This is a genomic window from Xanthobacter sp. BG11Y11_SDJG (assembly GCF_057364445.1).
Genome location: NZ_JBNFNU010000139.1, coordinates 1 through 9,998, shown reverse-complemented (window position 1 = coordinate 9,998; position 9,998 = coordinate 1). Strand labels below are relative to the sequence as shown.

General features: G+C 69.3%; 9 protein-coding genes and 2 pseudogenes. 4 read left to right on the top strand and 7 right to left on the bottom strand.

Annotated elements, in window-relative coordinates:
* The 4 genes from AC2W7M_RS12955 to lpdA form a co-directional block, all read left to right on the top strand.
* Positions 1-790, top strand: a 790-nt coding sequence (locus AC2W7M_RS12955) for a 2-oxo acid dehydrogenase subunit E2 (protein ID WP_486132701.1), incomplete at its 5' end; no start/stop codon positions are given.
* Positions 791-914: 124 nt separating this feature from the next.
* Complete coding sequence (locus AC2W7M_RS12950; RefSeq protein WP_486132700.1) at positions 915-1,151, top strand: HP1242/YdcH family protein; 237 nt, start codon at positions 915-917, stop codon at positions 1,149-1,151.
* Between the two features lie 78 nt (positions 1,152-1,229).
* A complete protein-coding gene (locus AC2W7M_RS12945) occupies positions 1,230-1,859 on the top strand; it encodes a nucleoside 2-deoxyribosyltransferase (protein WP_486132699.1) in 630 nt (209 codons plus the stop codon).
* Positions 1,852-3,267 (top strand): dihydrolipoyl dehydrogenase, encoded by a 1,416-nt coding sequence (gene lpdA / locus AC2W7M_RS12940; protein ID WP_486132698.1) that lies wholly within the window; start codon positions 1,852-1,854, stop codon positions 3,265-3,267. The genes AC2W7M_RS12945 and lpdA overlap by 8 nt, the downstream gene beginning before the upstream one ends.
* Here the strand turns inward: lpdA and AC2W7M_RS12935 are convergent.
* The 7 genes and pseudogenes from AC2W7M_RS12935 to AC2W7M_RS12905 all read right to left on the bottom strand — a co-directional run bounded on the left by AC2W7M_RS12935 (position 3,233) and on the right by AC2W7M_RS12905 (position 9,940).
* The gene (locus AC2W7M_RS12935) at positions 3,233-4,321 is read right to left on the bottom strand and encodes a 3-hydroxyacyl-CoA dehydrogenase NAD-binding domain-containing protein (protein WP_486132697.1); all 1,089 of its coding nucleotides are present in this window, start codon (positions 4,319-4,321) and stop codon (positions 3,233-3,235) included. The two genes, lpdA and AC2W7M_RS12935, sit on opposite strands and share 35 nt — an antisense overlap.
* 46 nt (positions 4,322-4,367) lie before the next feature.
* Positions 4,368-5,042 carry a MarC family protein gene (locus AC2W7M_RS12930; protein WP_486132696.1) on the bottom strand — a complete coding sequence of 225 codons (675 nt, stop codon included), beginning with the start codon at positions 5,040-5,042 and terminating at the stop codon, positions 4,368-4,370.
* 92 nt (positions 5,043-5,134) lie between these two features.
* Positions 5,135-5,883 (bottom strand): annotated as a pseudogene (locus tag AC2W7M_RS12925) (arginyltransferase).
* 79 nt (positions 5,884-5,962) lie between these two features.
* Complete coding sequence (locus tag AC2W7M_RS12920; protein ID WP_486132702.1) at positions 5,963-6,508, bottom strand: RDD family protein; 546 nt, start codon at positions 6,506-6,508, stop codon at positions 5,963-5,965.
* Positions 6,509-6,640: 132 nt separating this feature from the next.
* Positions 6,641-7,870 (bottom strand): annotated as a pseudogene (locus AC2W7M_RS12915) (threonine ammonia-lyase); the annotation flags it as partial.
* 194 nt (positions 7,871-8,064) lie between these two features.
* Positions 8,065-9,372, bottom strand: coding sequence for a citrate synthase (gltA, locus tag AC2W7M_RS12910; RefSeq protein WP_486132695.1), 1,308 nt, complete (start codon positions 9,370-9,372; stop codon positions 8,065-8,067).
* 124 nt (positions 9,373-9,496) lie between these two features.
* Positions 9,497-9,940 (bottom strand): NTP transferase domain-containing protein, encoded by a 444-nt coding sequence (locus tag AC2W7M_RS12905; protein ID WP_486132694.1) that lies wholly within the window; start codon positions 9,938-9,940, stop codon positions 9,497-9,499.
* Positions 9,941-9,998 lie beyond the last annotated feature (58 nt).

Here is a 9,998-nt window from a genome sequence, read left to right as displayed (position 1 = left end):
CACGGCCGCCGCTCCCGCCGCCGCTCAGAACGCCGGCGCTCGCCGCGCGCCCGGCGCCGAGCAGGTGAAGGCCCTGTTCGAGGCCGGCACCTACGAGGAAGTGCCGCTCGACGGCATGCGCAAGACCATCGCCCGCCGCCTCGTGGAGAGCGAGCAGGTGACGCCGGTCTTCTTCCTCACGGTCGACTGCGACATCGACGAGCTGATGGCCCTGCGCGAGCAGGTGAACGCCGCCGCCGCCAAGGACAAGGACGGCAAGCCGGCCTATCGCGTCTCGGTGAACGACTTCGTCATCAAGGCCATGGCACTGGCGCTCCAGAAGGTGCCGGCCGCCAACGCGGTCTGGGCCGAGGACCGCATGCTGCGCATGAAGCACTCGGACGTCGGTGTCGCCGTGGCGCTCGACGGGGGGCTCTATGCCCCCATCGTCAAGAAAGCGGAGCTGAAGTCGCTCTCCGCCATCTCCAACGAGATGCGCGACCTGGCCCAGCGCGCCCGCAACAAGAAGCTGAAGCCGGAGGAATATTCCGGCGGCTCCACCTCGGTGTCGAACCTCGGCATGATGGGGATGCGCAACTTCACCGCCATTATCAACGCGCCGCAGTCCTCCATCCTCGCGGTGGGCGCCTCCGAGCAGCGGGCCGTGGTGCGGGGCGGCGAGGTGAAGGTCGTCACCCAGATGACCACGACGCTGACCTGCGACCACCGGGTGATGGACGGCGCGCTCGGCGCCGAGCTGCTCAGCGCGTTCAAGGGTTTCATCGAGAAGCCCATGTCCATGCTGGTGTGACGGCCGCCGGCGGGACGGCAATGCGGGCCGGGGCGGGGCAGATCAAATCGCGCCGCCCGCCCTTCGTGTAGCAGCAGCGTCACGGCGCCCGAAGGCGCCCGAACGCCAAAGCGAAGAGACAGACATGAGCCACACGCCCCACGAGCTTGCCGCCGACTTCCCGGAGTACGCGGAGAAGATCAGCGCCCTGAAGCAGTCCGACGCGCACTTCGCCAAGCTCTATGACGAGTATCACGAGGTGAACCGGAAGGTGCACCGCGCCGAGACCGACGTGGAGCCCACCGGCGACGAGGAGATGGAGGCCATGCGCCGCGCGCGCATGAAGCTGAAGGACGAGCTGTACGCCATCCTGGTGAAGTGACGAGAGCGGGAGCGCCGCCCGCGTGGCGCTCCCGGCCCAAGGCGGCGCGAGCGAAAGGGCGCGAAGGCAGAAGACCGCATGAAGCTCTATCTGGCCGGCCCGGAAGTGTTTCTCGACGACGCCCGAGAGATCGGCCGGCGCAAGGTGGCGCTGTGTGCGCGATACGGCTTCGAGGGGCTGTTTCCGCTGGACGGCGACCCGACCCTCGACGCCGCCGCCGGCGCCCATGCCCGGGCGATCTTCGAGGCCAATCTCGCGCTGATGCGCGCCGCCGACGCGGTGCTGGCGAACCTCACCCCGTTCCGCGGCATCAGCGCTGATCCCGGCACCGCCTTCGAGGTGGGCTACGCCTTCGCGCTCGGCAAGCCGGTGGCCGCCTATTCCAACCTGCCGGGCGAGCTGAAGCACCGCGCGCACGGCGCCATCGGCCCGGCAGCGCAGGGGCCGGCGAGCCTGATGGCGGACGGCCTCCACGTGGAGGATTTCGGCCATTTCGACAATCTCATGCTGGCGGAAGCGCTGGAGGCCTCCGGCCTGCCGGTGATCCAGGCGCACAGCCCCGCCGCCGATCCGTTCCGCGACCTCGCTCTGTTCGAGCGCGCCTTGGCGGCGCTCGCCGGGGCGCGCGATGCCGGCCGCCTCGCGCGGCTTCCTTTCCATCCAGAGCCCGCCGAAGCAAGGCGCGGCGAGGAGACGACCCATGGCTGAGACCTACGACATCATCGTCATCGGCGGCGGGCCGGGCGGCTATGTGGCCGCCATCCGCGCGGCGCAGCTCGGCTTCAAGACCGCGGTGGTGGAGAAGAGCCATCTCGGCGGCATCTGCCTCAACTGGGGCTGCATCCCCACCAAGGCGCTGCTGCGCTCCGCCGAGATCTACCACTACATGGAGCACGCAAAGGATTACGGCCTCTCCGCCGAGAAGATCGGCTTCGACGCTGCCGCCGTGGTGAAGCGCTCGCGCGGCGTCTCCTCCCAGCTCGCGACCGGCGTGGGCTTCCTGCTGAACAAGAACAAGGTAGATGTGATCTGGGGCAAGGCCACCTTCACCGCCCCCGGCAAGCTGAAGGTGGAGGCGGCCCAGAACCCGCCGAAGAACGCCAAGGGCGGCGGCGACTATTCCGCCAAGCACATCATCGTCGCCACCGGCGCCCGCCCGCGCGCGCTGCCCGGCCTTGAGCCCGACAAGAAGCTGATCTGGACCTATTTCGAGGCCATGGTTCCCGAGAAGATGCCCAAGTCCCTGCTGGTCATGGGCTCGGGCGCCATCGGCATCGAATTCGCCTCGTTCTACCGCACCATGGGCGTGGACGTGACCGTGGTGGAGGTGCTGCCGCAGATCCTGCCCGTGGAGGACGAGGAGATCGCCGCCATCGCCAGGAAGCGCTTCGAGAAGCAGGGCATGAAGATCATGTCCGGCGCGAAGGTCTCTGGCGTCACCAAGCAGGCCGACAGCCTCACGGTCCATGTCACCGACGACAAGGGCAAGGCGCACGACATCACCGTCGACCGCATGATCTCGGCGGTGGGCGTGGTGGGCAATGTGGAGGGCCTCGGGCTCGAGGCCATGGGCGTGAAGATCGAGCGCGGCATCGTCGTCACCGACGGGCTGGGGCGCACCAACGTGCCGGGCGTCTACGCCATCGGCGACATCGCCGGCCCGCCCATGCTGGCGCACAAGGCCGAGCATGAGGGCGTGATCTGCGTCGAGACCATCAAGGGCCTGCACACGCACCCCATGGACAAGCTGAAGATCCCCGGCTGCACCTATTGCACGCCGCAGATTGCCTCCGTGGGCCTCACCGAGAAGAAGGCGAAGGAAACCGGGCGCGAGATCAAGGTGGGCCGCTTCCCCTTCATCGGCAACGGCAAGGCCATCGCGCTTGGCGAGCCGGATGGCCTCGTGAAGACCGTGTTCGACGCCAAGACCGGCGAGCTGCTCGGGGCGCACATGGTGGGGGCCGAGGTGACGGAGCTGATCCAGGGCTTCGTCATCGCCATGAACCTCGAGACCACCGAGGAAGAGCTGATCCACGCGGTGTTCCCGCACCCGACGCTCTCCGAGATGATGCACGAGAGCGTCATGGCCGCCTACGGCCAGGCAATCCACGTCTGAGGAGGGGGCGCGCCCCGCGTTCACGTCTCCCGGTGCACGCCGGGGGATCGCTGGCAGGGAAGCTCTCCTCCAGCGCCTCGTCGAGGCGGCCCGCCATCTCCTTCTGCGCCTCGGCCTCGGCCTGGTCGCGCTTCAGCGCGATGATCTGCGTCAGCAGGCCGTCGCGCCGCGCCGCCAGATCGGCGATGGAGCGCCCCGCGGCCGCCTCGATCACGCCGCGCACCAGCTGCGCCTGAAGCTCGGGCGTCATGTCCGGCGTGCCGAGGTCGGCCCACCAGCCTTCCACCGCCGGCAGCAGGTGCTCCAGAAAGTGGGCGAGGCCCCCCTGGCCGCCGCCCAGATGGAAGGTCATGTGCTGGCCCATCAGCGCCCAGCGCAGGCCCGGCCCCTCAGAGACCGCGGCGTCGATGTCCTCCAGCGAGGCGACGCCCTCGGCGACCAGATGGATCGCCTCGCGCCACAGCGCCGCCTGGAGGCGGTTCGCCACGTGGCCCTTCACCTCCTTGCGCAGTTCGATCGGGCGCTTGCCGATGGCGGCATAGAAGGCCATGGCGGTGTCCACGGCCGCCCGCCCCTTCGGGCCGTTGCCGAGCACCTCCACCAGCGGGATGAGGTGCGGCGGGTTGAAGGGATGGCCGATGACGCAGCGCTCCGGCCGGGCGCACTGCTCGCTCATCCGGCTCAGCAGCAGGCCGGAGGTGCTGGAGGCGATCACCGCATGGGGCGCCAAGACCGCGTCGAGCTGCCGGAGCAGAGGCTGCTTGATCTCGTAGCGCTCGGGGGCGTTTTCCTGCACGAAGTCGGCCCCCGCCGCGGCCTCCTGAGGGTCGGCGGCGAACCGCCAGGCAGTGGGATCGGCGGTGGGCAGGGCGCCGAGCTGCTTCAGGGTCGGCCATGCGGTGTCGATGAAGCGCTGGGTGGCCGCCTTGGCGCTCGGGGCGGGGTCGCTCACCGTCACCTTGAGGCCGCGCGAGAGGAACAGCGCCGCCCAGCTGGCGCCGATGGTGCCGGCGCCGATGACGGCGACGCGGCGGATGTCCGAGGCGGGGAACATGGCAAACTCCTTGCGGCGCGGCGGCCGGTTCAGCGTGGCGGCCGGTTCAGCGCGGGACTTGGGCGAGCAGCTCGCGCATGCCGAGCCAGGCGATCTCGACGCCGATGGCGAACAGGATGAAGGCGAACAGCCGCACCAGAACGTTGGTGCCGTTCTTGCCCAGCACCCGCTCCAGAGTGGGCGCCTCGCGGAAGGCGAAATAGACGATCAGCGCCACCGCGATCAGCCCGGCCAGGGCGCCGATGAGGCTGGAGAGCGATTCGACGAGGTCCACCTGCCACGTGGGCTTGTGGGTGGCCGAGAGCGCGATGGTGGTGGCGATGGAGCCCGGCCCGACCGTGAGAGGCAGGGTGAGGGGGTAGAAGGCCTCGTTCTGCGCCTGCGTCTCGCTCAGCTCCTGGCTCGCGGTGCGGTCCGCCGGCTCGTCGCCCTGGTGCAGGATGCTCCAGCCCACCGCCATCACCACCGCGCCGCCGGCGACCCGCAGCACCGGCAGGCTGACGCCGAAGAACAAGAGGATCTGCGCGCCGAACAGCAGCGAGCCGAGCAGCAGGATGAAGCCATAGATGGCCACCTGCCGCGCCACCTGCTCGCGCACCGTGGGCGAGCACTTGCGCACGAAGTTCAGGAAGATGGGCGCGCTGCCGAGCGGATTGACCACCGGGAACAGGGCCGCGAACACCATGACGAAGATGTTGACGGCGTTGGACACGTAGCTCACTTCGGGCCCCTCCCGAGCGCGCGCCTCAGGCACGCCTGCCCCACCCGGCGTCCTTGGTAGCGCGGCCGCGCGCGCGGCGCGAGCCCCCGCGCTCAGGCCTCCACCCGCTCCCAGCCCTGGGGCGAGAGGCGCTCCTGCGGCAGGAAGCGGCGCTTGTAGTCCATCTTCTTCGAGCCCTGGACCCAATAGCCGAGATAGACGAAGGGCAGCTTCATCTCCCGCGCCCGCGCCACGTGGTCGAGGATCAGGAAGGTGCCGAGCGAGCGGTGCGCCACGTTCGGGTTGTAGAAGGAATAGACCATGGAGAGCCCGTCGCTGAGCACGTCGGTCAGCGCCACCGCCATCAGATCGCCCGTGCCGCGGCCGAGGATGCGGCTGTCGGGGCCGGCCTTGCGGTATTCCACGAGGCGCGTCTCCACATGGGTGTCCTCTACCATCATGGCATAGTCCAGCACGCTCATGTCCGCCATGCCGCCGGAGCCGTGGCGGGCGGTGACGTAGGAGCGGAACAGGCCGTATTGCTCGGAGGTGGGCGTCGGCGCCTTCATGGCGCGACCAGATCGGCATTGTCCGCCAGGACCCGTTTGAAGGAGCGGCTCTCCACGAAGTCGTCCACGCAGATTCGCACCGAGACGCAGGCCCGGCACCCCTCGCAGGCGGGGCGGTAGGCGATGGACTGGCTGCGGCGGAAGCCGCCCTGGGTCAGCACGTCGTTGAGCGCGCCGGCCCGCTCGCCCACGAGGTGGGTGAACACCTTGCGCTCCTCCCGCCCCGGCAGATAGGGGCAGGGGGAGGGCGCGGTGAGGTAGAATTGCGGTGTGTCGCGCGGGTGCTCGCTCACGGTCTTACGCCTCGAACCCCCACAGCATCGCCGGAGCTTGCGGCGGGGTCAAAGGCGAAGGCACGGTTGCGCGCACTTTTCAGCGCCGGCGCCGCAGCAATGCGGCGCGGCTTTCGTTGTTCACCACCACGGTGCCGACGAGGAAATCGTGCAGCAGCCGGCGCCGGTCGTTGAACAGCGCCACCAGCAGCACCAGCGGCGTGCCGACCGTGATCGACACCCAGAAGCAGACGGCATGCACCGCGCCGAGCAGCGAGTAACAGGGCGCGCCGTACCAGGTGCGCATTTCGAGGTCCATGAGTCGCATGCCGAGCGTCGCCGAGGCCGGGGAGCCGAGCGTGATGGCGTTGTAGACCAGCGCCCAGATCACGAAGGCCGGCCCGAGCAGCGGGAACAGCATCCAGCCCAGGCTCAGCGTGACGATGCCGAACACGAAGATGAAGATCGCCAGCAGCACGATCGGCCCGATGATCATCAGCGCATCGACGCAGAAGGCGACGATGCGGCGCGACAGCACGCCGTCGAAATATTCCGGCTGCGTCACAGGATCGTAGGCGTGCGGGCGGGACCCGTCGGACACGCCGATGCGGGGCGGTTCGCGGGTCTGGCTCGACGGGTCGCTCATGGCGCCAAGGCTCCTCGGCCCTGGATGGGCCATAACGGGAACGTGGGGTGCCGCGCCTGCCAGCGCAAGGGCTCGCGGCAAGCAGGGGCGGCAAGGGCGGCGCGCGCGCCTACCAGCGATGCCGCCGGCGCCGAGCCGCTGCACAGGCAGGCCTTCCGCTTCCAGCGCCGCCTCGATGGCCTGGGCGTGGGCCTGGTCGCGGGTCTCCACCGTCAAATCGAGGCGCGTGCCCTTGGCCGGCACGTCGAGGAAGGTGCGGCGGTGATGCACCTCCAGGATGTTGGCGCCGAGCTTGCCGAGCAGCGTCGCGATGCGCCCCAGCATGCCCGGCCGATCGAGGATGGTGAGACGGAACGAGACGATGCGCTCCTCGCGCTCCAGCTCCCGCAGGAGGATGCCGGCGAGCATGCGCGGGTCGATGTTGCCGCCGCACAGGATCAGGCCGACCGTGCGGCCGGCGAAGCGCTCCGGCTCGGTGAGGAGCGCCGCGAGGCCGGCGGCGCCCGCGCCCTCGGCGAGGGTCTTCTGGTTGGTGAGGAAGGCGTTCACCGCCCGCTCCAGCGCGGTCTCGTCCACCAGCACGATGCTCGGCACCAAGGCGCGGATGATGGTGCGGGTCAGGGTGCCCACATTGTGGACCGCGATGCCCTCGGCCAGCGTCGGCCCGCCGCACGGCCGGGCGATGCCGGTGAGCGCGCTCCACATGGCCGGGTAGAGCGCGGCCTCGACGCCGACGATCTCGGTCTGGGGCGAGCGGCCGGCGAAGGCGAGCGCCACGCCGGAGGCGAGGCCGCCGCCGCCGATGGGCGCCAGCACCGCGTCGAACTGCGGCCCGTCCTCGATCATCTCCAGGCCGATGGAGCCCTGGCCGGCGATCACGTCCCGGTCGTCATAGGGATGGACGAAAACGCGGCCCTCCTCGCGCGAGATGCGCTCGGCCTCGTTCTGGGCATCCGCCACCGTGTCGCCGAACAGCACCACCTGGGCGCCGAAAGCCTCGGTGGCCATCACCTTCACCTGCGGCGTGGTCTCGGGCATGACGATGGTGGTGGAGATGCCGAGCCGCGTGCCGTGGCAGGCCACCGCCTGGGCGTGGTTGCCGGCCGACATGGCGACCACGCCGCGCCGCGCCTCCTCGGGCGACAGGCGGGCGAGCTTCACCAGCGCGCCGCGCTCCTTGAACGAGGCGGTGACCTGGAAGTTCTCGTACTTCACCCACACGTCGGCGCCGGTGAGGGCCGACAGGCGCGGCGCGCGGAGCGTCGGGGTGCGCAGGATGGCGCCGGCGAGCAGCGGCCGGGCCGCCTCCACGTCCGCGAGGGTGACCGGCAGGCCGGCATCGGCGGGGGCTTTCACGGACATGGCGTTTCCTTCGAGGCCGCTCAGGCGGCGGGCGGCCATCTGAAGGGAAAAGCGTTGCCATTGTCCATATGGCGTGGGCCGTATGGCCGCTGCGCGGCGCACATTGGAGCGGCTCCGGACGGCATCCGGAAACGCGAAAGGGGCGCGGCCCGACGGCCGCGCCCCTTCCCAGAAGGCAGAAGCCCGTCGCGCGCTCAGCGGCGCTTGGACATGGCGATGTAGTCGCGCTGGGTGGCGCCGGTATAAAGCTGGCGGGGACGGCCGATGCGCTGGCTCGGGTCCTCGATCATCTCCTTCCACTGGCCGATCCAGCCGACCGTGCGGGCGAGCGCGAACAGCACGGTGAACATGGTGGTGGGGAAGCCCATCGCCTTGAGCGTGATGCCCGAATAAAAGTCGATGTTCGGGTAGAGCTTCTTCTCGACGAAATAGTCGTCCGAAAGCGCGATCCGCTCCAGCTCCACCGCCACGTCGAGCAGCGGGTCGTCCTTGATGCCCAGCTCCGCCAACACCTCGTGGCAGGTGCGCTGCATGATCTTGGCGCGCGGATCGTAGTTCTTGTAGACCCGGTGGCCGAAGCCCATGAGCCGGAACGGGTCGTTCTTGTCCTTGGCGCGGTTGATGAATTCCGGGATGCGGTCCACGTGGCCGATCTCGGAGAGCATCTTCAGCGCCGCCTCGTTGGCGCCGCCATGGGCCGGGCCCCACAGGCAGGCGATGCCGGCGGCGATGCAGGCGAAGGGGTTGGCGCCCGACGAGCCGGCGAGGCGCACCGTGGAGGTGGACGCATTCTGCTCGTGGTCGGCATGGAGGATGAAAATCTTGTCCATCGCCTTGGAGAGCACCGGGCTCACCTTGTAGTCCTCGCACGGCACAGCGAAGCACATACGCAGGAAGTTCGAGGTGTAGTCCAGGTCGTTCTTGGGATAGACGAAAGGCTGGCCGACCGAATACTTATAGGCCATGGCCGCCAGCGTCGGCATCTTCGCGATCATGCGGATCGAGGCGATGAGGCGCTGCTGCGGGTCGGAGATGTCGGTCGAGTCGTGGTAGAAGGCCGAGAGCGCGCCGACCGAGGCCACCATGATCGCCATCGGGTGGGCGTCGCGGCGGAAGCCCTGGAAGAAGCGCGTCATCTGCTCGTGAACCATCGTGTGACGGGTCACGGAATAATCGAAGTCCGCCTTCTGCGCGGCGGTGGGCAGTTCCCCGTAGAGCAGGAGATAGCAGGTCTCCAGGAAGTCGCCGTTCTCGGCCAGCTGCTCGATGGGATAGCCGCGATAGAGCAGCACGCCCTCGTCGCCGTCGATATAGGTGATCTTGCTCTCGCACGACGCCGTGGAGGTGAAGCCGGGATCGTAGGTGAACATCCCGGTCTGCCCGTAGAGCTTGGCGATATCCACCACGTCCGGACCGATGGTCCCCGCGTGGATGGGCAGTTCCCAGCTCTTCTCCCCCACGGTCAGCGTCGCTGCCTTGGCCCCGGTGTTGGTGGCGTCCATGGCTTCCTCATCCTTCGGGCGGACTGGCGCCCTTGCGTGAGCCCCGCGGCGGCGTTCGCGCATGCGAAGTCGCCTCATCGCAGTCCTAAACCCTCCCCATTCCTGCCGCAAGCGTGACCATGGTTCAGGAACGGGCAGCGAGCCTGGACTGAGCGATTTCAAGCTCTTGTGGGGAGTTCACATTGTAGAACGGGTCGTTTCCTGTGGCGGGCCAGTCGATTGCTGCGCCGCCGAGCAGGTCGAGCACGACGCCGACCCGGCGTTCGCCCGTCTCCAGCAGGAGGCGAAGCCGGTCGCGCAGCGCAACCGGCCACAGCGCGATCACCGGATGGCGGCGTCCCATCGAGGCGGCGCAGGCCGGCCCGCCGCCGTCCGGCAGGCCCGCAAGGAGGCGCTCCGCCAGGTCCACCGGCAGGAACGGCGCGTCGGCGGGCGCGGTCAGGAGCAAGGTTGCAGGCGGGTCCGCGGCGATGAGATCGAGCCCGGCGAGGACGCCGGCGAGCGGACCCGGCCTTCCGGGCAGGGGTCCGGCAGCACCGGCAGGCCGAGGGGGCGAGCGCGTCGGCATCGTTGCCGCTCACATAGAGCCGGGCGACCTGCGGGCTGAGGCCGCGCGGCGACATGGG